The sequence below is a fragment of the Pseudosulfitobacter sp. SM2401 genome (assembly GCF_042932805.1).
Taxonomy (GTDB): domain Bacteria; phylum Pseudomonadota; class Alphaproteobacteria; order Rhodobacterales; family Rhodobacteraceae; genus Ascidiaceihabitans.
Window position 1 is genome coordinate 2178371 of record NZ_CP170633.1, and the last position, 24319, is coordinate 2202689.

Annotated in this window: 23 protein-coding genes and 1 pseudogene; 13 read left to right on the forward strand and 11 right to left on the reverse strand. The window is 56.4% G+C overall.

Annotation, left to right across the window (positions count from 1 at the left end):
• Positions 1-21: 21 nt before the first annotated feature.
• From ACFIO0_RS10790 to ACFIO0_RS10805, 4 genes and pseudogenes are all read right to left on the reverse strand, one after another.
• Positions 22-594: pseudogene (locus ACFIO0_RS10790) on the reverse strand (IS3 family transposase); the annotation flags it as partial.
• Positions 595-835: 241 nt separating this feature from the next.
• Positions 836-1048, reverse strand: coding sequence for a YgaP-like transmembrane domain (locus tag ACFIO0_RS10795; RefSeq protein ID WP_390910405.1), 213 nt, complete (start codon positions 1046-1048; stop codon positions 836-838).
• 139 nt (positions 1049-1187) lie between these two features.
• Positions 1188-2027: an NAD(P)H-hydrate dehydratase gene (locus ACFIO0_RS10800; protein ID WP_390910406.1), complete on the reverse strand. Its 840-nt coding sequence runs from the start codon at positions 2025-2027 to the stop codon at positions 1188-1190.
• Positions 2028-2039: 12 nt separating this feature from the next.
• Entirely contained in the window at positions 2040-2408 is a 369-nt protein-coding gene (locus tag ACFIO0_RS10805; protein WP_390910407.1) for a phasin family protein, read from the reverse strand.
• 136 nt (positions 2409-2544) lie between these two features.
• Here ACFIO0_RS10805 and ACFIO0_RS10810 point away from each other — a divergent pair, with 136 nt between their 5' ends.
• Positions 2545-5121: an HAD-IC family P-type ATPase gene (locus ACFIO0_RS10810; protein WP_390910408.1), complete on the forward strand. Its 2577-nt coding sequence runs from the start codon at positions 2545-2547 to the stop codon at positions 5119-5121.
• Here ACFIO0_RS10810 and ACFIO0_RS10815 read toward each other — a convergent pair.
• Positions 5109-6194 (reverse strand): sodium:calcium antiporter, encoded by a 1086-nt coding sequence (locus ACFIO0_RS10815; protein ID WP_390910409.1) that lies wholly within the window; start codon positions 6192-6194, stop codon positions 5109-5111. The genes ACFIO0_RS10810 and ACFIO0_RS10815 overlap by 13 nt on opposite strands.
• Positions 6195-6345: 151 nt before the next feature.
• Here ACFIO0_RS10815 and ACFIO0_RS10820 point away from each other — a divergent pair, with 151 nt between their 5' ends.
• Both ACFIO0_RS10820 and ACFIO0_RS10825 read left to right on the forward strand, forming a co-directional pair.
• Positions 6346-7467 carry a site-2 protease family protein gene (locus tag ACFIO0_RS10820; protein WP_390910410.1) on the forward strand — a complete coding sequence of 374 codons (1122 nt, stop codon included), beginning with the start codon at positions 6346-6348 and terminating at the stop codon, positions 7465-7467.
• Between the two features lie 135 nt (positions 7468-7602).
• Positions 7603-9165 (forward strand): ATP-binding protein, encoded by a 1563-nt coding sequence (locus ACFIO0_RS10825; RefSeq protein ID WP_390910411.1) that lies wholly within the window; start codon positions 7603-7605, stop codon positions 9163-9165.
• Here the strand turns inward: ACFIO0_RS10825 and ACFIO0_RS10830 are convergent.
• A complete protein-coding gene (locus ACFIO0_RS10830) occupies positions 9123-9899 on the reverse strand; it encodes a response regulator (RefSeq protein ID WP_390910412.1) in 777 nt (258 codons plus the stop codon). The genes ACFIO0_RS10825 and ACFIO0_RS10830 overlap by 43 nt on opposite strands.
• A gap of 180 nt (positions 9900-10079) precedes the next feature.
• On the opposite strand from ACFIO0_RS10830, the gene ACFIO0_RS10835 reads away from it, so the two are divergent.
• Both ACFIO0_RS10835 and ACFIO0_RS10840 read left to right on the forward strand, forming a co-directional pair.
• Positions 10080-10754: a helix-turn-helix domain-containing protein gene (locus tag ACFIO0_RS10835; protein WP_390910413.1), complete on the forward strand. Its 675-nt coding sequence runs from the start codon at positions 10080-10082 to the stop codon at positions 10752-10754.
• A gap of 152 nt (positions 10755-10906) precedes the next feature.
• The gene (locus ACFIO0_RS10840; RefSeq protein WP_390910414.1) at positions 10907-11746 is read left to right on the forward strand and encodes a universal stress protein; all 840 of its coding nucleotides are present in this window, start codon (positions 10907-10909) and stop codon (positions 11744-11746) included.
• An 8-nt stretch (positions 11747-11754) separates the two neighbouring features.
• Here the strand turns inward: ACFIO0_RS10840 and ACFIO0_RS10845 are convergent, their stop codons facing one another.
• Positions 11755-12480 carry an endonuclease/exonuclease/phosphatase family protein gene (locus tag ACFIO0_RS10845; RefSeq protein ID WP_390910415.1) on the reverse strand — a complete coding sequence of 242 codons (726 nt, stop codon included), beginning with the start codon at positions 12478-12480 and terminating at the stop codon, positions 11755-11757.
• A 56-nt stretch (positions 12481-12536) separates the two neighbouring features.
• Between ACFIO0_RS10845 and ACFIO0_RS10850 the strand changes: the two genes are divergently transcribed.
• The 5 genes from ACFIO0_RS10850 (at position 12537) to ACFIO0_RS10870 (ending at position 17864) form a co-directional block, all read left to right on the forward strand.
• Positions 12537-13190 (forward strand): hypothetical protein, encoded by a 654-nt coding sequence (locus tag ACFIO0_RS10850; protein WP_390910416.1) that lies wholly within the window; start codon positions 12537-12539, stop codon positions 13188-13190.
• A gap of 90 nt (positions 13191-13280) precedes the next feature.
• Entirely contained in the window at positions 13281-14723 is a 1443-nt protein-coding gene (locus ACFIO0_RS10855; protein ID WP_390910417.1) for a YfcC family protein, read from the forward strand.
• Entirely contained in the window at positions 14642-15943 is a 1302-nt protein-coding gene (locus ACFIO0_RS10860; RefSeq protein WP_390910418.1) for an arginine deiminase, read from the forward strand. The genes ACFIO0_RS10855 and ACFIO0_RS10860 overlap by 82 nt, the downstream gene beginning before the upstream one ends.
• A gap of 4 nt (positions 15944-15947) precedes the next feature.
• Positions 15948-16949: an ornithine carbamoyltransferase gene (gene argF / locus ACFIO0_RS10865; protein ID WP_390910419.1), complete on the forward strand. Its 1002-nt coding sequence runs from the start codon at positions 15948-15950 to the stop codon at positions 16947-16949.
• Complete coding sequence (locus ACFIO0_RS10870) at positions 16950-17864, forward strand: carbamate kinase (RefSeq protein WP_390910420.1); 915 nt, start codon at positions 16950-16952, stop codon at positions 17862-17864.
• On the opposite strand, the gene ACFIO0_RS10875 is transcribed toward ACFIO0_RS10870, so the two are convergent.
• Positions 17830-18129, reverse strand: a complete 300-nt coding sequence (locus ACFIO0_RS10875) for a chaperone modulator CbpM (RefSeq protein WP_390910421.1) — start codon at positions 18127-18129, stop codon at positions 17830-17832. The genes ACFIO0_RS10870 and ACFIO0_RS10875 overlap by 35 nt on opposite strands.
• A 4-nt stretch (positions 18130-18133) precedes the next feature.
• The gene (locus tag ACFIO0_RS10880; protein ID WP_390910422.1) at positions 18134-19081 is read right to left on the reverse strand and encodes a DnaJ C-terminal domain-containing protein; all 948 of its coding nucleotides are present in this window, start codon (positions 19079-19081) and stop codon (positions 18134-18136) included.
• Positions 19082-19185: 104 nt separating this feature from the next.
• Between ACFIO0_RS10880 and ACFIO0_RS10885 the strand changes: the two genes are divergently transcribed.
• Positions 19186-20031 (forward strand): universal stress protein, encoded by an 846-nt coding sequence (locus tag ACFIO0_RS10885; RefSeq protein WP_390910423.1) that lies wholly within the window; start codon positions 19186-19188, stop codon positions 20029-20031.
• 44 nt (positions 20032-20075) lie between these two features.
• Here the strand turns inward: ACFIO0_RS10885 and ACFIO0_RS10890 are convergent, their stop codons facing one another.
• Entirely contained in the window at positions 20076-21011 is a 936-nt protein-coding gene (locus tag ACFIO0_RS10890) for a LysR substrate-binding domain-containing protein (RefSeq protein WP_390910424.1), read from the reverse strand.
• Positions 21012-21106: 95 nt separating this feature from the next.
• On the opposite strand from ACFIO0_RS10890, the gene ACFIO0_RS10895 reads away from it, so the two are divergent.
• Positions 21107-22120 (forward strand): D-cysteine desulfhydrase, encoded by a 1014-nt coding sequence (locus ACFIO0_RS10895; RefSeq protein ID WP_390910425.1) that lies wholly within the window; start codon positions 21107-21109, stop codon positions 22118-22120.
• 53 nt (positions 22121-22173) lie between these two features.
• Here ACFIO0_RS10895 and ACFIO0_RS10900 read toward each other — a convergent pair whose 3' ends face one another.
• Entirely contained in the window at positions 22174-23070 is an 897-nt protein-coding gene (locus tag ACFIO0_RS10900) for a LysR substrate-binding domain-containing protein (RefSeq protein WP_390910426.1), read from the reverse strand.
• A gap of 258 nt (positions 23071-23328) precedes the next feature.
• Between ACFIO0_RS10900 and ACFIO0_RS10905 the strand changes: the two genes are divergently transcribed.
• Entirely contained in the window at positions 23329-24294 is a 966-nt protein-coding gene (locus ACFIO0_RS10905) for a glycine betaine ABC transporter substrate-binding protein (RefSeq protein ID WP_390910427.1), read from the forward strand.
• The last annotated feature ends 25 nt before the right edge of the window (positions 24295-24319 follow it).

The window sequence follows — 24319 nt, forward strand, 5'->3', positions numbered from 1 at the left end:
GCATGAGGTGCCCCTAGTTTCCTAGACGCCCGCCTTGTTCATTTTTCTTTGTTCTGTTTCATAGTCAACTGGCGACAGCATGCCGTTGTTGGTGTGCTTGCGGGTCGGGTTGTAGAACATCTCGATGTAGTCGAACACGTCCTGCCTTGCAGCATCGCGTGTGACATATGTCCGCCGCCTGACGCGTTCCCGTTTCAAAAGCTGGAAGAAGCTTTCAGCCACCGCATTGTCATGGCAGTTCCCACGTCTGCTCATGCTGGCATCCAGATTGTGTTTGTCCAGGAACGATTGCCACTCTTTGCCCGTGAACTGCGATCCTTGATCAGAATGGATCATCACCTTGGTCTTTGGTTTGCGCCGCCAAACAGCAGCTAACAGTGCTTGCAAAGCAAGATCAGTTGTCATGCGCGACTGCATTGACCAGCCAACGACACGCCGCGAGAACAGATCAATGACCACAGCGAGATACGACCAGCCCTCATGCGTTCTGATGTAGGTAATGTCTGTCACCCATACCGTATCGGGCGCATCAACTTCGAAATGACGGTCCAAGGTGTTGTCGGCAACAACAGCAGGCTTGCCGCCATAGCGCCCAGAAGGTACAATAGGTATAATATATTGCTAATATCAATAACTTAGGTAAATTTTTGGTATTTGTTCATTTTTTTCATCTAGTGTTTTCAATGGATTGCAAGCTAAGGTTTTTGTTTTCACTATTTCGATAACATAGGTTCAATCGGTTACAAGTAGCCTCCAACAATGAAGATCATTGTCTAACGCTTTTACGCACGCGCTAGGATAGAAGCAGACGCCTTGAGCAGAAATTTCCGTTTGATCAAATCTTGCAGGTTGATATGCCCAAAAGCCGGTAAAGCGGGCAAAAACGGAAGAATGCCGTGACAACCAGAACCACGCCTACGGCCATGCTGACATAGGCCAGCGTTGCACTGGACCACATCGCCGGCACATTTAAAAGCGGCGCAAGGAATAGGGCGAGGCCAAGAAATATCCTCAGCACACGATCAAATTTTCCAAGATTGGCAGTCATGTCGTTGTCCTTTCATTGGTGGTTTCACGCGGTGTTTTGCGTGTTATGAGACCCGAAATCCCTGCGTGCAATTGCAGGTATTCACGGTCCGTCCTTGCCCCCTTTTAGAACAAGTCCGCCAGTTTCGTTTTGATCTAAGTCAACGCAGGATCTGTGGCAGAATTTCGGGGATGTCTTCGGCGATTAACCCGGGGCCGAATTGCTCGGCGCAGCGCAGATGCAGGTCAGCGGCAAGTGCGGCGGCCTCAAAAGCGTCAAAGCCACGCGCCAACATCCCCGTGACAAACCCGGACAAAACGTCCCCCGATCCCGCAGTGGCAAGGGCACTCGCGTTTTTGTAGTGCTTTGAACTGACAATCAGGGGCGCGCGGTCAGGGGCCGCGATAATGGTGTCGGACCCCTTGAACAAAACCACACATCCGGCTTTGGCAGCAGCACTTTGCGCAAGCGATACGCGGCAGGATGTCGTGGCAAAAGCCTGCGGAATGTAGCGGCGCAGCTCGCCTTCATGGGGTGTCAAAACGCTTTGCGGGTGCAAAATCGTGGGCAAAGTGATCGAGGTATCGGCCAAAAGCGTGATGGCATCGGCATCGATGCACATTGGTATCCCAAGCATCAAAGTTTGCGACAGCAACACTTGGCTGGGCAGCGCCAAACCTAAATTCGGGCCAATGCAGACAGCCTGCGGTCTGATCGCGCGGAAACAGGCCAAAATATCGTTTTGGGTGGAATACGGTTTGATCATGATCGCATTCAACTGGGCGGCGTGCTCGGGAACGGCGGCCTTGTTGCAGACCACGCTCACCACCCCTGCCCCGATGCGCAGCGCGCCACGGGCTGCCAATCGTGCAGCGCCGCCTTGGCCCGCGGGGCCAGAAACGATTACAGCGTGACCATAGCAATGTTTGTGCGCATCCCCTGATTTTCTTAGCGAATTCCAGCGCGCATCGGTCATTTCAAAGGGTGTTGTGCCGGTCACGCGAAGATCAGGTTATCCTTTACCATCCCCACCGGTACCATCCCCACCGGCGACAGACGCTTTCGAACTGGTCATTTCAACCAGCTTGCCAGTTTCGACACGATATTGGTCCATCGCTTTTTGAAAGAACTGGGCCTGAACATGCTGAAGGTCAGCGACGTTGCGACATTGCAGAATCTCGTGCTGGGTTTTCACGTCTTCTTTGATGCGTTCCGCGACAAAGCCAACGACTTCTGCACTCATGTCGCCAACGGCTTCCAGCCATGCCGTGCTCATCCCCATCAAATTGCCAAATCCGGCACTCTGCAATTGCGTCAGCTTGTCCTGAGTATCCTTGGATGTTGCGGCGATCGGGTCTTGTGGTTGTGGTTTGTTTGCCATCTGGGGGCCTCCGGTTTGTGACGGTACAGGCGCGATTGTAGTACGATTATGCAGCCCTGATTTGATCTCGCTCAATCGCTTGGCCACATATCCGCCAGATACCGGATCCAACGTCATTGATGATTGAGGTCCCCCTTTGCCCAGAACCACGCGACACACCGGATTGACGGCACCAGAGGTTCTGGCCGCCCGTCAAGTCCATGGCTGGAACGAATTACCAACGGTCACGCAGGCCGGACCACTGCGCGTGTTGTTGCGCCAGTTTTCCGATTTTCTGGTCTTGATCCTGTGCGTTGCGGCGGCTGTCGCAATCACCTTGGGCCAGACGATGGACGCGCTGACCATTGGCCTTGTTTTGTTCTTGAACGCCGGTTTGGGGTTCGTTCAGGAATGGAAGGCCGAAACGGCGCTGGCGTCCCTGCGCAAGATGCTGTCACCGCAAGCGATGGTGCTGCGCGACGGGCGCGAACAGTTGATCCCGGCAAAAGAAATCGTACCCGGCGACATCCTGATCCTTGCGCCCGGTGGCAAAATCGCAGCCGATTGCACAGTGATCCACGCCTCGAACCTTGCCGTCGACGAGAGCGTTCTGACCGGCGAATCCGTGCCCGTCGCAAAGGACGAAACCAACCCGAATGCCTGTTTGTTTGCCGGCACGTCCGTGATGGCCGGGCGCGCAGAGGCACGGGTTAGCGCCACAGGGACCATCACTGAATTTGGCAAGATCGCCCTGCTGACCGGATCGGTCGGGCCAAAAACAACCAACCTGCAAAACAAACTGGGCCTTTTGGCCCGCCAACTGGGAACGGCCGCAATTGTGGTCGCAGGCGGTGTGACCAGTCTTGGGCTCTTTTTTGGGCGCGATCTGACTGAAATGCTGATGACGGGGTTGTCGCTGGCCGTCGCCATGGTGCCCGAAGGATTACCGGCGGTTGTGACGATCACCTTGGCGCTCGGCGCGACAGCGATGGTACGCCAGAACGCTCTGGTCCGTCGCCTGCAAGCGGTTGAAACCCTTGGTGCTGCGTCGGTGATTTGCACGGATAAAACCGGAACACTGACCGAGAACAAAATGACGGCAACGCAGATTTGGACGCTTGATCGCCGCTATGACGTGACCGGAACCGGGTATGACCCAACGGGGCAAATCGAAAGCGGCGGGGCGCTGTGTCTGGCGGCCGATGATCCGGTTCTAACGGCCCTGTTGCAGGTCGGGTTGTATTGCAGCCACGCGCGCCTGCACCGCGATGGCGACGATTGGCAGATGGTCGGCGAACCGACCGAAGGCGCGCTGGTAACCCTTGGTCACAAAGGACAAATCGCGCCGCCGCAACCATCTGACGTGTTGGCAGAAATCCCGTTCAGCAGTGCGCGAAAACGGATGAGCGTTCTGTACCAATCCGGTAAGGACACGGATGTTTTGACCAAAGGCGCGCCCGAACATGTTCTGGAAATTTGTACGCAGATCATGACCGACGATGGCATCCGTGCTCTGACAAACAAGGATCAAAACAGTGTTTTGCAAGCCTACGACGATCTGGCGAAACAGGGGCTACGGGTGATTGCGCTGGCCCGCCGCCCTGCCCCCAATCAACAGATCAGCGAAGACAGTTTGATCTTTCTAGGCTTGGTCGGCTTGATCGACCCCCCGCGGGCAGAGGTGCGCGCCGCAATTGCCCAAGCACGGGGCGCGGGCATTCGGGTGGTCATGATCACCGGTGACAGCCCGATCACCGCCACGGCCATTGCGCAACAACTGGCGCTTAAGGTTACGCAGCGCCTGACGGGCAGCGATCTGGATCGCTTGGACGACGCAGCGCTTAGGGACGTGTTGCAGGACAATGTTTTGTTCGCGCGCACCAAGCCAGAGCAGAAAATGCGCATCGTTTCTGCGCTGCAAACCCAAGGTCAGATCGTCGCGATGACAGGCGACGGCGTTAACGACGCCCCTGCCCTGAAACAGGCAGACATCGGCGTCGCGATGGGCATCCGGGGCACCGATGTTGCCCGTGATGCCGCTGATCTGGTCCTGCTGGACGACAATTTCGCAACCATTGTGCGCGCCATCGCCGAAGGCCGCCGTCAGTTCGCCAACGTCCAGAAATTCGTACGCTACCTGTTGTCCTCAAATGCGGGCGAAGTGATCGCGCTGGTGGTCAACATTGCCGTTGGCGGCCCGCTGGTGTTTCTCGCCACTCAGATTTTGTGGATGAACCTTGTGACGGATGGGGTCACTGCCGTCGCATTGGGATTGGAAAAATCAGAGCCCGACCAAATGAAGCACCGCCCGCGCGGCAAAGACACCGCAATCTTGGGGCTCAGCGGCGTTGTCACGATCATAATGCTTGGCACGTACACCGGATTATCAAGCCTGTGGATTTTCTTTCACATGATAGATCAAGGGGTCGAGTTGGCGCGTACAACCGCGTTCACAGCCATGGTTGTCTTTGAAAAGGCCAGCGTTTTTGCCTTTCGATCCCTGCGCCTGAGCTGCTGGAAAATCGGCTGGTTCAGCAATCCGTTTTTGCTATTGGCGTTGATTGTAACGCTTGGGGCGCAAGTGCTGGCGGTGTACTGGTCACCCTTGCAAAGTCTGTTGCACACGGTGCCGATCGGCGTTGACGAATGGGTTTGGATCGGGGGTTTTGCCCTGCCGATCATAGTCGGTCCGGAGCTCTACAAAGCGATGCGGTCGCGGGTTCAGCGCGCGTAATAATACGCAACCAAGCTGCCTAGAAAGGTCAGTAGCACCAGAATTGAATCCAGCCCGAATACCCCGACTTTTGGTTTGCGCCGTACAATTAGACCCGTCAAAAAGATCGCTGTCACCACCAGGCCAAAGGCCAGTGCCAGGCTGACTGTGCGCGATGTGTTTTGCAAAATCGGGCCTGTACGGAACAGAACGTCAGCCGGAAACACCAACACCAGCATGATCAGATTACTGCCAAAGATGTTGGAAATCGCCATTGTGTAGGCCCCGATCCGCACAGCTGCGATGCTGGTCGTCAATTCCGGCAATGACGTGGCCGCAGCCAGCAAGGTCACCCCGACAAAGCCAGCCCCAAGACCGGATTGATCGGCGATACGCTCGGCAAACAGTACCAGTAACAAACCAAAGACCAGAATGGCGACACAGGCCGCTATCGCCTGCCAAATCAGGCTGCGGTTCGTGGCCTGACTTAGGCCAGTGGGCGCAGGAAAGGGCAGCGGATCCGGATCAGGCAAATCCACCGGCACCCAGTCACTGCTATCGTCGTACCGGCGCAGCAACCAGATCGCGCCGCCATACACAAACGCAATGCAAACGCTGCCCAAACCAACACCCGCGAACACGGCTGTCTCGCCCAGATTGGTCACGACCAAAGCCACCGCGAGCAACAAAACAAGCAACGTCGCCTCAAGCGCGTGATTGGCCTTGCGCGGATAATTGGTAATCGGGCCACGCGCCCAAAAATCAGCCATCGCCAAAATCGCCGTTTGCAATGCGATGCCGCCAAACAGGTTGTTCAACACCAGATCGCGCGCCTGTTGCACAGCCGCTGTTAACGTCGTGGCGACCTCTGGCAACGAGGTGGCCAAGGACAAAACCAACAGGCCCACCAATGATTTGGCAAGCCGGAAGCGATCTGAAAGTGCATCAGCCAAATACGCCAGCCTCGCCCCTGCGATCCAAACGCAAGCGGCGCAAAGGGCAAACACAAAGACGCTCTGGCTTAGGGGTGTTGCGGGGATCTGCATCGCTTTGGCATAACAATCCCCAGCCGCCGTGGTTTTGACATCGCTCAAATTCCGCGCCGCGTTTTTCAATCACTTTGGCGACGTGGCCGCCGTTATGAAAGCATTCGCACGGATTTCAGCGGTGATTGAACTGCCTTGAGGAAAATCAATTCCACTCGTTTCACACGCAGTATGCTGGTCCCAAGGGTGGAGCCGGGGTATGTTCTCGAATGCGGTAAAACTATTTACGTTCAACGGGTTTGACATCAAAGTTGATCCCAGTTGGTTGGTGATTGCATCCCTTGTCACGTGGACATTGTCGCAAGAATATTTCCCGAGCGTTTTGCCCGCCGCCTCTGATGCGACCTACCTGACCATGGCGTTGATTGCGATGTTCGGGTTGTTTGCCTCGCTGTTGCTGCATGAATGGGCACACTCCATCGTGGCACGGAAATCAGGCGTTCCCATCCACAATATCACGCTGTTTTTATTCGGGGGCGTCGCCGAGCTTGAGGCAGAACCGGCATCCGCACAGGTTGAATTCTGGATTGCGCTGGCAGGCCCGCTTATGTCCGTCTTTTTGGCGTTCGGGTTCTGGATAGTTAGCGATATATTCATGCTGGGCGCGATGCACGCAGTGCTGTCGTATCTTGCGTTGATCAATCTGATATTGGCGCTATTCAACCTGATCCCCGCCTTTCCACTGGATGGCGGACGGGTGCTGCGCGCCTATTTGTGGCACACCAGCGGCAATGTTTTGCGAGCCACCCGGATCGCGACCCGTGCGGGGGCGGTCTTTGCATATGTCGTGATGGCCTTGGGCATAATAGCGCTGTTTCAGGGCGCGTTGATTGCGGGACTTTGGCAACTGATGATCGGGGGATTTGTGCTGATCGCAGCGCGCTCCAGCTACCAAATGCAACTGGCAAAAACGGTTTTCGCAGGCAAGACGGTCGATGCGCTGATGACACGCGACCCCGTCACCGTTGGCCCTGACATGACGCTGGCAGAATTCATCAATCACACGATGCTACACCACGGCGTCAGCTTTGTTCCCGTCCTCGAAGGCACGGTGCTGCTGGGTTATATGGATCAGTCGGTTCTCGGCGCGATTGACCGCGAAAACTGGGCGAATACGCGAATTGGCGATGTGTTTGCAGGGCTCGACCACAGCGCTGTTATCAGGCCGGATATGACAGTGATGGACCTGTTCGAACACATCCAGAAAACGCACCGGCGAAAGTTTATGGTGATGCGGGATCACGCCCTGCTTGGGGTCATAACGCTGGCGGATTTGACCCGGTATCTGACCCTCAAGAACCTCGCGCTTCACACCCCGTAAGGTGAGCCGTGTACAGGATCAAAACAGTGATCCGTCGCGGGGGCAGATCCGCCATTCCCGCCTTTGACCCATGTCAATTGGGACTTGCCCCCGTAGTGAGACCTTTGGCAGGCTGGTTATGAAGGGACATCACACATGGGCAAAATCCAACACGACAGCGCTGTTTTGGACGCCATTCTAGACGCGGCGGCGGATGCAATCATTGTGTCTGACCAGCACGGGATGATCTTGCGCGCCAATGCGGCCGCCGCCAGCCTGTTTCTTTATGACGTCCCGGAGATGACCGGCCAAAGCGTCAACATGCTGATGCCCAAGGCGCTGGCCACCTTGCATGATGGTTTCATGCGTCATCACATCGAAACTGGCGAAAAACGGATCATCGGATTAGGCCGCGATGTCGAAGGGCAGCGCAAGGACAAATCGGTTTTCCCACTGCACCTGTCAGTGGGTCATGCCGAGGCTGATGGCCAGCGTATCTTTGTCGGAATCCTGCATGATTTGACCAATCGCAAAGCCACCGAAGACGCGCTGGCCCGATCACAGCGTCTGGATGCGATTGGCCAGATGACGGGTGGAATTGCCCATGATTTCAACAACCTGTTGACCGTGATCATCGGCAATCTGGAATTGATGGACATGCGCGGTGCAACCGATCGCCAAGTGCCATTGATCAAGGACGCGTTGGATGCGGCTGAATTAGGCAGTGACCTGACATCGCGGTTGATGATGTTTGCGCGCCGTGGGAATCTGAAGCCGCAAAAGGCCGACTTGCGCACGGTGTGTGCCGAGACACTGGCGCTACTCAAGCGGACTTTGGGTGTCAGTTACCGCATCAAAACCGATTTTGCCGATGAGGTTGATCTGGTGTTGATCGACCCCACGCAACTGCAATCAGCGCTGATGAATTTGGCGCTGAATGCGCGCGATGCGATGGGCACGGGGGGCGAAATTCTGGTGTCCATCGAGAATGTGACGATCGACGACACGTACATGGCGCAGGAAACCGACATCGAGCCGGGAAATTATGTACGCCTGTCCGTCAGCGACAATGGTGCCGGCATGAGCATCGAGGCCCAGCGCCGTGCGTTCGAACCTTTTTTCACCACCAAATCCGACAGCGGCGGCACCGGTCTGGGGCTGGCAATGGTTTACGGGTTTGTGCGCCAGTCGGGCGGGCATGTGACGCTGTACAGCGAGCAGGACCTTGGGACCAGTTTTGGGTTGTATTTTCCGGCCTTGGCGCGCCCCGCCCCCAAACACAACGACGCCGACTTTGCGGATAAAAAAGCAAACCCGTCAACGCGCGGTCAAGGCGAGACAATTCTGGTTGTTGAAGACAATCCAAAGGTGCGCAAACTGTCGTTAGAACGCATCCGCGACCTTGGGTTTAGGGTATTGCCCGCAGACAGCGGCGATCACGCGTACCGGATGCTAAGGGATGGCGTACAGGTGGACCTCGTGTTTTCTGATCTGGTGATGCCGGGGGCGTTAAACGGATACGATCTGGCTGCAAAAATTACCGCTGAATTCCCTAACCTCAAGGTGCTGCTGACGTCCGGGTATGCCAGTGATGTCATCACCGGTGCGATGGCCCACAACCGGCTGTACGACATTTTGCACAAACCCTACCGCCAATCCGACCTTGCCCGCCGTCTTCAGGCGCTTTTGGCCGAAGACCCTGACGCCGGAACGATCTGAACGTCACAGGCAAACGTGTAGCCGACGCCGCGCACGGTCTTGATCAACTTGGGTTTTGAGGGGTCGCGCTCGATCTTTTTGCGCAGGCGAGCGACCTGATTGTCGATGGCGCGGTCCAGTGGGCTCCACCCGATACCGCCAGTCAAATCCATCAACTGATCGCGCGATAATACGCGTTTGGGTTTGTTCAGAAACACGGTCAGTAATTTGAAATCGCCGCTGGTCAAACCGCACTCTGATCCGTCGCGGTCCAACAGTTCCATCCGGTCGGGGATCGCCGTCATGCTGTCAAAGCAAAACCGCGCACTCGCGATGTCGTTTGCGTGCACAGGTACCGCGTTGCGCCCTTGTGGCACCGGCATGGATTGTGCGGTTCTGCGCAGGACGCTTCTGATGCGGGCCACCACTTCGCGCACGTGAAACGGCTTGGTGATGTAATCATCTGCGCCAACCTCAAGCCCGACCACACGGTCGATAACATCGTCTTTGCCCGTCACCATTATGATCGGCACCAAAGAATCCTGTCTGATTTGACGCGCCAGATCGATACCGTTTTTTGATCCCAAATGAATATCCAGCGTGATCAGATCTATCTGCGCGCTGTTCAAAGCCTGCAACGCCTCAGAGCAGTTTTTCGCCTCGCGCACAGTAAATCCGTCATCCTCAAGCACGTTACGCAAAAGGTTCCTGATTTTTAGATCATCATCGACAACAAGGATCATTTGATCCGACATATCGCACCTTTGCTGCCTTTTCGGGCCAATGAACCGCTACAGAACGAAGTTAAACAAAAAGGTAAAAACGCCAGCGCGGGCAAGCCTGATACAAAACGATACAATTTCCCGCTAATTTAGAATACGCCGGATTACATTCACTATTCAAGGTGGCCTCACATCCCTCAGGAGGTCCCAAAAATGTATGTCACCATCCCGAATGACTTTGCCGAGAAATCCTGCGCCGTTGCGCTGCACAGCACAGGCCCGCTGACGGCCCAAACCCGTTTAAAAACAGGCACGTATCTGTTTTACGAGGGCGACGAAGTTGACTGGCTGTATCAGGTAAACAGTGGTGTTTTGCGCCTGACCCGTCTGCTTGTCGATGGACGCCGGCAGGTTATCGCATTCGGGTATCCCGGTGATATTGTTGGTTTTCCAGCGGATGGCCTGCACCATACCGATTGTGATGCGCTCAGCGACGTTCGCCTGCAACCCATTCGCAGCGCCTGTCTGGAAAACGGTCAATGCGATCCGCAATTGTACCACTCGCTAATGCAGGCGGCCCTGCGCGAAATCAGCGCGATGCAAGATCATTTTATGATGCTCGGGCGGAAATCAGCGGTCGAAAAGCTCGCCTCGTTTCTGTGTGTTCTGACGGAGCGTGTCGGACAGGATTTGGGGGGATTTCGGCAAATCACTCTCCCGATGAGCCGGTCTGACATTGCCGATTTTCTGGGTCTAACCACCGAGACAGTCAGCCGAACGCTAACCCAATTGCGCAAAAGCAAGATCATCGCGATCGACAACATACACTCGATCATCATCCAACGCCCCGAGGCCTTGTTAGGACTGTCACAGGGGGATCGCGACTGACCCTTTTGGATTGCCCCTTCGGATTGCCCCTTTGAATTGACCGGGATCAATCGCGCTTGCGTGCAGCTTGCTAGATATTTTGGGGCAAAAGCATCTGGTCGGGGCACTTGCGCAGGGCATTTGCCGTCCGCCGTATTCAAAGGAGTTATCCCATGGGTCTCAAAACAATTCTAGTCTGCTTGACCACCCCCGAGCACGCCGAAACACTGATGAAAACTGCGGTTCCGATGGCGCGCAAACATGGCGCACATTTGATCTGCCTGCACACCGTCGAGGCGCTGCTAGTCTACCCCGGCATCGCCATGCACATTCCCGAACCCGCCTTTGCGGCCTTTAATGCCAGTCAAAAAAAACAGGCCGAAGACATCAAATCCGTATTCACCACCCACACAACCAACGAGGATTTTGTCAGTGAATTCCGTCTGGTACATGCCGAAGCTGTATCAGCCACAGACCGGATGGTCGAAAGTGCGCGCGCGGCGGACGTGGTGATCATGGCCCAAGAAGACAAAGAGCATGCCCGCTTTGACCAGCGCCGCGCCCAAATCCAAGTGATCAAGGAAAGCGGGCGACCCGTCATTGTCGTGCCACTGGGGTATGACGGTCCTGTTATCGGCGCGAACCTGCTGCTGGGCTGGAGCGACACCAAAGAAGCGACGCGTGCCGCCCACGATCTGCTCGGCCTTGCGGATACCGGGGCCAAGCTGACGCTGCTGCGGGTTGGCAAGTCGCCGCACGATGCGCTGACGGACGCAGATGCCATCGACATGGTCGAAATGTTCGCGCGCCACGATCTGGATGCCACGCTGCTGCACCGCGAAAAGATGGGCGACAGCATCGCCGACGTGCTCAACAAAGTGGCCTTTGAAACCGGTGCCGATCTGATCGCGACAGGTGCTCTTGGTCATTCGCGCACCTACGACTTTGTGCTTGGGGCCACGACACATGCGTTGCTGCGCAATCAAAAACTGCCGGTCATGTTCAGCAAGTAGTGGCCCCATCAGCAAGTAGTGGCCCCAATCGCAATGTCGGACCAAATCGGCAGGTGATCTGATGCCCGCCGCGCCAACGGCCCCTGTTCGACACCGCCGTCACGCAGTTCTAGCCCGCGCGACAGGGCAAACCGGTCAAGTGCTGCGACAGGGCGTCTGGCATGAAACGACAGGCCCGGACTGTGGATTTCAAAATGCGGGGTCAATGGTTCCAGCCCCGAGCAAGAGGACCATTCATTGAAATCCCCTGCAATCACGGTATGCGGATCGGCGGTGGCGGTTTCGATCAAGCTGGCAAGCTGGGCACGCCGATCACGACGACGCAAACCCAAGTGCGCAGCAAGCACCGTCAGTCCGGTGCGCGCGCCATTATCCCCCGCCCCGATGTCCAAAGTCAGGCGCACGGCACCGCGTGGTTCAAGCCCCGGCAGATCCAGTCGCTGGCGGTCGCGCACATGCAGCCCTTTGCGCACCAAAACGGCGTTGCCGTGCCATCCGATGCTGATGCCATTGGCGCTGATCTCGACCAGATCGAAATCGGTGTGCGTCTCGATCAATGCCCGTGGCAGCGCGGGTTTCCGCCGCCCCATCCGCATATCCGCTTCTTGCAACACTACAATATCAGCGCACAAATCGTTGATAACATGTAATATTCTCTCGGGTCGGCGTTGTTGGTCCAACCCACGGGCTTTGCGAATATTATAGCTGGCGATGCGTATTTTCGGGCTTTGCATTTCTGTTATATAGGCTGCGTTGCACCAAAATTTAACAGCTAAGGGGTTAAACATTGATGGGTTGGATTAGAAAAAGCAGCCGACCTGTCCTTGTTATTTGGGCACTGTTGTTGGTGGCCGCGATGATTGCGCTGGGGTTGGGGCGATGGTCGCTGGCCTTTGTCAGCATCGCAACCTTGACGCTGTCGTTGGTTCCGCCCTTGTTGGCTGCGCGGTGGTCATTGACCCTGCCCTTGCCCTTTTTGGTTGCAACGACGTTGTTCTTTTTTGCCTCGATTTTTCTGGGGGAAGCCTTTGATTTTTACGAGCGGCTTTGGTGGTGGGATCTGGGTTTGCACGGATCATCCGCCTTGGGTTTCGGACTGACCGGATTTCTGTTTGTGTTCATGCTGTTTGACGGGGATCGGCTGGCGGCACCACCTTCGGCCATTGCATTCATCACGTTTTGCGTGGCCATGACTGTCGGTGCAATCTGGGAGATTTTTGAATTCACGATGGATTTGTTTTTTGGCCTAAACATGCAAAAATCAGGGCTGGATGACACGATGGGCGATCTGATTATCAATGCGGTGGGCGGGCTGATCGCCAGCCTGACAGGATACTTTTATCTGGTGCGCAATTCAGCGGGTCTGTTGGGCAGAGCCTTGGGGCAATTCATTCAGATGAACCAGCGGCTGTATCAAAAGTACAAACATCGCCTGACAAAATAGGGTCGTTTCACCCCGATTGAGCAATCTCAATCCATGCCTGTCGCCCTGCCCCATACTCCTGCTCAGACTTCACCTACAGGGGCGTTTGATATGGGTACGGCACCGAACAAGGGCGCAACGACGCAACCACCGCAGGGACGGTTTCCCACGGCTTACACGATCTTGTTCGCGCTTATTATCGCGATGGCTGCCCTGACGTGGATCATTCCGGCAGGCACCTACCAGCGCGTGCCCAATGCGGCCTTGGGCAGGGATGTCCCTGTTGCAGGCACCTATGCGCAGATCGAGGCCGCGCCCCAAGGGCTGTTTGACGTGCTGATGGCCCCCATCGCCGGGTTCTACGATCCTGCTAATTACACCGCCAACGCCATCGATGTGTCGTTGTTTGTTCTTATCGCGGGCGGGTTTCTGGGCGTTGTGACCGCCACAGGTGCGATCAACACGGGCGTGACCCAAGCCATGCGCCGTCTGAAAGGGCGCGAGAAATGGATGATTCCGATCATGATGGCGCTGTTCGCCGCGGGTGGCACCACCTACGGCATGGCCGAAGAAACGCTGGCGTTTTATGTGCTGCTGATCCCGATTATGATTGCCGCTGGCTATGACGCGCTGACAGGTGTCGCGATCATCATGCTGGGTGCGGGTGTGGGGGTGATCGGATCGACTATCAACCCGTTTTCCACCGCCATTGCCTCCAACGCGGCCGGCATCGCCTTTACTGACGGAATGACGTTGCGCCTGATCATTCTTGGGCTGTCTTGGTTGGCCGCCGTCATGTTTGTGATGCGCTATGCAGAACGGGTGCGCCGCGATCCCGAGCAGTCTTTGGTTGCCCATTTGAAAGACGCAAACGAAGCGCATTTTCTGCAAAACCATAGCGCGCATGAGGGCACGCATCTGAGCGCAATGCAGATCGTGATCCTGATCCTGTTTGCCGCCACATTTGTTGCCATGGTCTGGGGCGTGTCCTCGCAAGGGTGGTGGATGGCCGAAATGTCAGCGCTGTTTCTGGGGGCATCGATTGTGATCGGCATTCTGGGGTGGCTGGGTGAAAAGGCATTCACGGATGCGTTTGTGACCGGCGCACGGGATCTGTTGGGCGTCGCACTGGTGATTGGTCTGGCGCGCGGCATTGTCATCATCATGGATCAAGGCCGGATCACCGATACGTTTTTGCACACCTTTGAAGGCTGGATCTCGGGCATGTCGCAGGTGGCCTTTGTCAACGCCCTGTTCGGGATCGAAGCATTAATGAGCTTTCTGGTGCCCTCGACCTCGGGCCTTGCGGTTTTGTCGATGCCGATCATGGCACCGCTGTCGGATTTTGCAGGGGTCAGTCGCGAACTAGCGGTGACCGCATTTCAAAGCGCCATTGGCATCACCAACCTGGTCGCTCCGACCTACGCGGTTGTCGTCGGTGGGCTGGCCATCGGACGCGTACCCTACAACACGTGGCTGCGATTTGTCTGGCCGCTGTTGGTGATCTTGTCCCTGATGTCGATGGCCCTGCTGAGCGCGGCGGTGATGCTATGACCCCCAAACCCGGTGTGTTTTCCGAGGTCGGTCAATTGCGCACGGTGATGGTGTCGCGCCCTGGTCTTGCCCACGAACGGCTGACGCCCAGCAACTGCAAGGCCTTGCTGTTTGACGACGTGTTTTGGGTCGACGAGGCCCGCAAGGATCACTTTGCCTTTTGCGACAAAATGCGGGATCGCGGCGTCGAGGTGCTGGACCAGCATGATTTGCTGACGGATGTGCTTGAGATACCGCAGGCCCGCCAATGGCTGTTGGATCGCAAGATCACCGAGGACCACATCGGCGTCGGCATGCTGCATGAATTGCGCAGCTGGTTGGATGCAATGCCAGCCTTGGCCTTGACCCGCTTCCTGACCGGCGGGATCACGGTGCACGATCTGCCGTTTGCCCCGACCAGCATGTTCGGGCGGTTTCTGGGGCACGACGGGTTCGTGCTGCCGCCACTGCCAAACCTGATGTTCACACGCGATACCAGCAGTTGGATTTACGGTGGTGTCACCTTGAACCCGATGCACATGCCTGCGCGGCACCAAGAAACACTGATCGCTGCGGCAATTTACAAATTCCACCCGCGTTTTTTGGCTGACACCACTGTTTGGTGGGGCAATCCGGATCAGGATTTTGGGCCAGCGACGCTAGAGGGGGGTGATGTCATGCCCATCGGCAATGGCTGCGTTTTGATCGGTATGGGCGAACGCACGACCCCTCAAGCGGTTGGGCAATTGGCCATCGCGCTTTTTCAACAGGGCGCTGCAGACCGGGTCATTGCCTGTCAATTGCCCCCGTCTCGCGCTGCTATGCATCTGGATACGGTGTTTTCGTTTTGTGACCGCGATGTGGTGACCAGCTTTACCCAAATCGCTGACAAAATCCGCTGTTTCAAGCTGTATCCGGATGACAAAAACGGGCTGCGTGTCAGCGAGGACCCCGGGACTATTTTTGACGCGGTCCAAGAGGTGCTTGGCATCAAATCTTTGCGCATCATTGCCACCGGCGGTGATCGCTTTGAGCGCGCACGCGAACAATGGGACGACGGCAACAACGTGGTGGCTTTGGAACCCGGCGTCGTGCTGGCCTATGACCGCAACGTCCACACCAACACGCAACTGCGCAAAGCCGGTGTCGAAGTCATCACCATTCGCGGCGCCGAATTGGGCCGTGGGCGTGGTGGTGGGCATTGCATGACCTGCCCGATTTCCCGTGATCCGTTGGAGTAACCCCATGGCCTACAACCTGAAAAACCGCTCGTTCCTGAGCCTGCGTGATTTTACCGGTTCTGAAATCCGGTTTCTGCTGAAATTGGCCGCTGATCTGAAAGCAGCGAAATACGCAGGCACCGAACAGCCGACCCTCAAAGGGCGCGACATCGCCTTGATATTCGAGAAAAATTCGACCCGCACCCGCGTCGGTTTTGAGGTCGCAGCCCACGATCAAGGCGCGCATGTCACCTATCTGGGGCCCTCCGGCAGCCACATCGGCAAAAAAGAAAGCATCAAGGACACAGCCCGCGTTTTGGGCCGCGTGTACGATGCCATCGAATACCGCGGCTTTGGCCAGAACGTGGTCGAGACGTTGGCAAAATGGTCCGGCGTGCCGGTCTACAACGGGCTGACGGACGAATTTCACCCGACCCAGATCCTGGCCGATGTTTTGACCATGACGGAACATGTGGACAAACCGCTGGGCCAGATTGCCTTTTGTTTTTTGGGGGATGTGGGCAACAACATGGGTGACAGCCTGCTGATTGGCGCGGCCAAGCTGGGCATGGATGTGCGCCTGTGTGGTCCAAAATCGCTCTGGCCTGACGAGGCTATCGTGAACGCCGCACTGTCAGAGGCCGAAATCAGCGGCGCGCGCATTTTGCTGACCGAGGACGTGCAGCAAGGCGTCAGCGAATGTGACGTGATTTACACGGACGTCTGGGTGTCGATGGGCGAACCCGACGCCGTCTGGGCCGAACGGATCAAGCTGCTGATGCCCTATCAGGTCACCGCAGAGGCCATGCTCATGACCGGGAATCCTCATGCCAAATTCATGCACTGCCTGCCGGCATTTCATAATACCGAAACCGAAATCGGCAAACACATCCGCGACACCTTTGGGTTAGACGCGATGGAAGTGACAGATGAGGTGTTCGAAAGCCCGGCCTCCATCATTTTTGATCAAGCTGAAAACCGGATGCACACCATCAAGGCCGTGCTGGTCGCAACGTTGGGGGCCTAGATGCGTATCGTCGTAGCCTTGGGTGGAAATGCCCTATCCAAACGTGGTGAAACGCTGACGGCGCGTTCTCAGCGCGCCAGTATTCGTATCGCTGCAAAATCACTCGCGACCCTGCTAGAGACCGGTCACGAGCTGATCATCACCCATGGCAACGGGCCACAAGTCGGCTATCTAGCCTTGCAAGGCGGGCCCTTTCCACTGGATGTTTTGGGCGCTGAAACCGACGGCATGATCGGCTACGTGTTGCAACAAGAGTTGGACAATGCCTATGCGTCGGATGCGCGGTTTGCGACCCTGTTAACCCAGATCGAAGTTGACCCGAACGACCCCGCATTCCAGACGCCAAGCAAATTCATCGGGGCGGTGTATTCCGAAAATGATGCGGCCAAGCTGAGTGTAGACCGTGGCTGGACCATCGGCGCGGATGGCACCGGTTTCCGGCGCACTGTCCCGTCCCCGCGCCCAAAACGGATTCTCGAACTTGAGGTCATTCAGCTGCTTTTAGATCAGAAGGTGATTGTGATTTGTGCGGGCGGCGGCGGTATTCCGGTTGTGCAAAAGCCCGACGGCACGATGATCGGGATCGAGGCGGTGATCGACAAGGATCATGCCAGCGGACTATTGGCGCGTGCCTTAAATGCCGATGCGTTTTTGATGCTCACGGACGTCAAGGGGGTCTTTGATCACTGGGGCACGCCTGATCAAACCTTGATCCGCCAGACCTCGCCCGATGCACTGTCCAAGAAGTCGTTTCCGGCGGGGTCCATGGGACCAAAGGTCGAGGCGGCTTGTGACTTTGTCCGTGGCACCGGCGGGTTTTCAGCCATCGGAAAGCTGGCGGATTGCGCGGATTTGGTGTCAGGAACCAGCGGCACGCGGATCAGATCGCCTCATAGCGCGAAAGGCGGCGCCTGACGGCGTCACGTTCCTCCAACAGTTCCAGAACCAGCGCAACGCCTTGAACATTGATGCCAAGATCACGGTTCAAACGATGCGCTTTTTTGGCCCGCGCGATGTTTGTGCCGACAAATCGCCAGTTCTCGATTGTGCTGCCTTTGGGGTCCAGCACGCCATAATCGACCAATTCGATGACCCATGCTGCTTCTGCGTGACAAAAGCGACAGAGGTCCTGCAATGACAGTGCTTCAACGATGTCGCTGTGTGATTTTGCCTTTTTCATAGTGCTATCCTCCGAGGTGGGCGCGGGGATCAAATGGCAGATCCTTGGCCATCTGTTCGAAAAACGCGCGCGCTTGTTTTGTTTCGATTTTCGGATTTACGATGACCAAAGTGGCATAGATATTGCCTGCGGGACTGCCGGGCAGGCCTTTGCCCTTAAGCCGCAATTTCTGACCTGTGCGGGCATTCTTGGGGATGCGCAGATCAACCTTGCCTGCTGGGGTCGGCATCACAACATGTCCACCCAGTGCGGCCTCCCATGGTGTGACCGGCAGATCCAGATACAAATCTTTGCCATCGGGGCGATAGACCGGGTGCGGGGCAAAGACGACCTCGAGAAACAAATCCCCGGCCGCATTGCCCCCCATCGCAAGCCCCCCCTGTCCGGCAAGACGAATGTGCTGTCCTTCGGAAATGCCCTTTGGGACACGCACGGAAATCGCACGCTCTTGCATGCGAACCGCCCCGTCAGGCCCAACCACTGGCACTGTCAATGTCAGCGCCCGTTGCGCGCCGCGATAGGCGTCCTCAATGGCGATTTCGATGCGGCCATGACTGTCGCCACCTTGCCCCATGTGCGAACCAGCCCGCTGGCGAAACAACGTTTCAAAGAAGTCACCGAAGGCCGCGTCACCTTGGGGCCCCTCCGAGAATGAAAAATCACCGTTCCAGTCGGGCGGTGGTTCGGAACGGCCCCGCCCCGTTGACGGGCCTTGGCCCAATTGGTCATACACAGCGCGGCGTTCGGGATCTTTCAAAACCTCGTAGGCTTCGTTCACATCCTTGAATTCCGCCTCGGCCTCGGCACCTGAATTGATATCCGGGTGATACTTGCGTGCAGCCTTGCGAAAGGCCTTTTTGATCTCGTCCCCGGTGGCATCCCGGGTGATACCAAGCACGTTGTAGTAGTCTTTGAAATCCATCTGCTGCGCACCTGATGATAAGTCTGGCACCAGTTTGGCATCCAAATCGGCGCGTGGGTTGATCTGTGTCAGTTTGCCCGCGCTGCGCCTGTGGCAACCTGTATGCAACGCGCGCTTATGAAATGGAGAACGATATGAACCGCAGAACGCTTTTGTTTGTGATGGACGTGAATACGCCGGACGATCAAATCATCGGCGCTGCCAACCGGGCGCAACTGTCTCTGGATCACCTGAGTTGCCTCATTTTAGGGGCGGCCCCGACCTTGCCGATGTACGCCTATGGCGTCACCCCGTACGGATCCCTGAACATTCCAGACAATTGGCCCGACTTGCTGCAAGACGCCAAACATGCGCTCGAAACCAGAGTACAAGAGGTCGAAACGCTGCTGGCCCAAAGTGGCGCGTCCGGCGATGTTCAATCGATGTTGGGGGCGACGGTTGACTTCAAACATCATGTCGCCCGCCGCGCTCGTGTATGTGACGAAGTCTATATCGCCGCCAGTCTGCGCGACACGCCACAAATAATGCGCGAGGCTGCCTTTGGTGTGCTGTTCCATTCGCCTGTCGGTTTGCGCCTGAACGGGGACGCCGCGTTGGACGCGCCCCGAGTTTTGGTCGCCTGGGACAGCAGCGAGGCCGCGGCACGCTCTGTTCACGCAGCCCTGCCCTATCTGAAAACCGCCAAAGACGTGATCATCATGTGTATCGACCCGATTGTAACTGACGAACGCGACGGTCAAGACCCCGGGGCAGACCTTGCGACCTGGCTATCGCATCACGGCTGTCACGTGACTGTTTCGCAGTTGCCAAGTGGCGGGCTAGACATAGCTGAATGCCTTCAAATTCGCGCCAAAGAGATCGGCTCCGACCTGATCGTCATGGGGGCGTACGGGCATGCGCGCATGATTGAAATTGTGTTCGGGGGCACCACGCGGACGATGTCTGACCAGACTGAACTGCCGGTGTTTTTGGCGCATTAAGCGGGAAAAATTCGCATCAACTGCGTCTTGGACAACTGCAATTGCTAGGGGGCAATTTGCAGATGTTCGGCAAGGTGTCGCCAGATCTTGTCGTTGTTGTCCGTTCGTGCCCCACGCAATCGCACCATTTTGATGTTTAGAACTTGCGCGGGCAACACATCGTCAACACGGATCAGATCGCCATGGTCTAGCGCATCGGCGACCAACGACAAAGGCAACCATGCGATCCCGATTCCACTCAGCGCCAATTGCACCATCGCCAGCGTCAGGGCGGTCTCGGCGATCGGCAGTGTCGTCGCAGCGCCCGGCAATCGTGGTCGGATCATCCGCGCAAAAACCTGTCCCAGAAACACGTCGGCGGGATAGGCAATCGTCGGGATGACCGCGTTGGACGCGTCGGCGCGCAAACTTGGGGCGCAGACCGGAACCAGCAGATCATCCCCAAGATTAACCGTTTCAAACGCACTGCTGATGTCCGATGTCGCGTCTTTGGGCAGCGCGTACATGATCGCAAGGTCGACCTCTTTGGACAGCAGTTGCAGTATGCATTCGTCCTGATTGCCAGAGCGCACCCGCACCGACGTCTCGCCGTCTTGTGTCGCGGCGCGAACAATCCGCGGCGAAATAGTGGTCGTCAAAGCGTGTTGGCACACAAACGTCAGTGGTTTGCCTGACGTGTTGCTGGCGGTTCTAAGCGTATGGCGCAGCTTGTGCATTCGTGTGCTTAGCTCGCGCAGCTCTGGTTCCAGCATTTGCACAGCAGGCATCAACGTCACTGGCTTGCGACGGCGATCAAACAAGGTCGTGCCGATGCTGTCCTCGATGGTGCGGGCGCGACGGGTAAAGGCGGACTGCGTCAGCATCCGCTTTTCTGCAGCCTGCGCCAAGGATCCGCAGTCAAGAACTGCCAGAATATCATCTATCCATTCCAGTCGCATCGTATCCCGATCTGTTTTTAACGCGCCGTCTCGCATTGCCATAACTTATAGTTTTCGCATTTTACAACACCTAATTCGCATTAGTCTCGGCGTAAATATGCAGATAAGTTGATCAAAACACATACAGGAGACTAATCATGCACCTCGCACGTTTTCCCCGCGTCCATCTGGCCCATCTGTCCACACCACTGGAACCCATGGAGCGATTGTCGAAAGAGTTGGGTGTCGAGATCTGGATCAAACGTGATGATTGCACCGGCATGTCGACCGGTGGCAACAAAACCCGCAAGCTGGAATTCCTGATGGCCGAAGCCATTGAACAGGGTGCGGACATGGTCATGACCCAAGGCGCGACCCAAACAAACCACGGGCGCCAAACAGCCGCTTTTGCCGCCAAGCTGGGCCTGAAATGCCATATCCTGCTCGAGGATCGCACCGGTTATCAGGACGGAAATTACAACACCAACGGCAACGTTTTGCTGGATCATTTGCATGGTGCCACCACAGAGAAATTCCCCAATGGCCACGACATGCCCGGTGAAATGGAAAGTGCTGCGAATAAGATGCGGACCAAGGGCCACAACGTCTATATCATTCCCGGTGGTGGTTCGAACCCGACGGGCGCGCTGGGCTACGTGAATGCCGCATTCGAACTGGTGTCACAGGTCAACGACATGGGGCTGAAGATCGACAGGTTGGTCCACGCAACAGGATCGTCGGGCACGCAGGCGGGTCTGGTGACGGGCATGTGCGCGATGAATGCACAGATCCCGGTGCTGGGCATCGGCACACGTGCCCCACAGCCCAAACAAGAACAGATGGTCTACGATCTGGCCTGTAAAACCGCAGAAAAACTAGGCTGTGCCGGCATTGTAAAACGTGAAGACGTGATGGCCAACACGGACTACGTGGGCGACGGATACGGCCTGCCAACACAAAGCGGCATCGAGGCCATCAAAATGTTCGCCGAGTTAGAAGGCATCCTGCTGGACCCGTGTTATTCGGCAAAAGGTGCTGCCGGTCTGATCGATCTGGCCCGCAAAGGCGCGTTCAAAAACGAGCGCGTGGTCTTTTTGCACACCGGCGGGGCAGCGGCCCTCGGCGGCTATGATTTTGCGTTTGATAACGCGGCGCGCTGGGTGAACATTTAAAACAATCGGGGCCTGTAGCGTCAATTTCCTTGGCAAAACGGGCCCCGCTGCCGTCACAATTGTTGCCAGACCTCTTGTGCAACCGGATCGAATGTCGTCGGATTGGCCAGCGCTGCAATCGTAAGCCGCGCAGTCCACGTGTCATCTGCAATCTGTACCAAAGACCCGTTGGCCAGTTCCTGTGACACCGCAGTTTCCGGCATCCACGCAAATCCGCTGCCTTTTAAAACCCTTCGTTTAATCGTCTCGACCAACCCGTCGACGTAGATCGTTTCGATGTGCAGCGACGAGGTATCCATGGCGCTGTCCACGACCATGCCCAGAAACGACGAGGGCTCGTATGCCAAGTACGGGATCGCAGGGCCGGACGTGCGACCCAGATCCCAGCCCTGCCCGTGGGCGGCAGCAACCGCGGCAACCGGGATCAAACGATCCGTCAGCAGATCCTTGCGCGAAAACGCGGTCTCGTCGATACGGGGCGACACCGACTGATGATAGTAACACAGCATGATGTCGACCGCGCCCTCGACCAACAATTCGCAACACGTACTTAGAGAGTCGGAGACGACGCGGGTGTGCAGATCAGGGATTTTTTTTTGCAAATCGTCTATGCGTTGTGCCAAAAAATTAACCGAAATTGTGTGCAAAACGGAAAATCGCAGAAATCGACTGCCGCCCCTGTCAGCATCGCGAAGATCTTGGCGCGTTTCAGTCAGCTGAGAAACAGCGCCCAGCGCTATGGGCAAAAACTGCGCGCCAGCTTGAGTGAGCTGCACAGGATACTGGGCGCGGTTCACCAAAGGCAAACCAACCCAGTTCTCTAACGCTTTGATTCGCCTGCTAAATGCAGACTGTGTGATGTTACGCTCAGCCGCAGCCCGGGTAAAATTCAAGGTTCGGGCAAGACATTCAAAATCGCGCAGCCAGTTTAAATCCAAGGGTTTTCCCATGCTGAAGTTCGGTGCTTGAAGGCAGCTTAGATCAAACTATGCAAAATGCGAATGATTTGATGAAATGTTAGAATTGGCTCTTCAGAATTCTTCTGCACTAGTCTGATTCCAGTATTCGGTGGTCTGTGCATCTGTGCAGTGCCCGACGGCTGCGGCCACATTGCCGCGCCAGCGGAACAGCAAGCGCCGGAGTACGGACAACGATCCAAGCACGTAAATGACGCCAAATATCCGGCGCGATCCAACTGGGGAAATAAAATGAAAACCAAATTGAAAACACTTGGCTTTGCAGCCGCAGCCAGCTTTCTTGCGATGCCCGTCTTGGCAGCAGAAGAAGTCAAAATCGGCCTGCCATCATGGACCGGCGCACAAGCAATCGGACACGTGTTGGGCGAAATCGTCACGTCGCGCATTGGCGGTCAGGTCGAATATGTACCGGGCAACAACGCCACGATCTTTCAGGCGATGGACCAAGGCAAGGGCGACATCGACGTGCATCCCGATGTCTGGCTGCCCAATCAACAAAGCTTTACCCAAAAATATGTGGATGGGGCGGGCACCGTCACACTGTCTTCCAATTCTTACGAAGGCAATCAGGGTTTCTGCGTGACCAAAGGGTTTGGTGAGGCCAACAACATCACTGACATTGCCGATTTGGGCCGCCCCGATGTGGCCGCGTTGATGGACAGCGATGGCAATGGCAAAGGCGAGATGTGGATTGGCGCACCGGGTTGGGCCTCTGCCAACGTCAACGAGGTCAAAACCCGTGACTATGGTTTGCTCGACTTTATTGAACCGGTCCGCACCGAAGAGGCCGTGAAAACGGCACGCATCAAGGACAGCATCGCCAAAGGCGAAGGCTATGCGTTTTACTGCTACAAACCGCACGCCGTGTGGTTCATGTTCGACGTCGAAATGCTGACCGAGCCGACATACGACGAAGCGAAATACACAATGATCCAGCCTTCGGACGACGCGGATTGGTACGAAAAATCTTCGGTTGCGACCAAAGACGCACTGAAAGACGTGCAAATCGCTTGGTCCAACTCTCTCGAAGGTCGCTCGCCTGCGATTGCTGAATTTTTCGCCAACTTCGAACTGACGGCGGATGACGTCTCTGGTCTGGCGTTTGAAATCAGCGCCAATGGCATGGACCCGGCGGATGCAGCCAAAGCCTGGATTGCAGCCAATTCCGACCGTGTTGACGCGATGCTTGGCCTGTAGGGCACGTTCGATTGAACACCTGCGG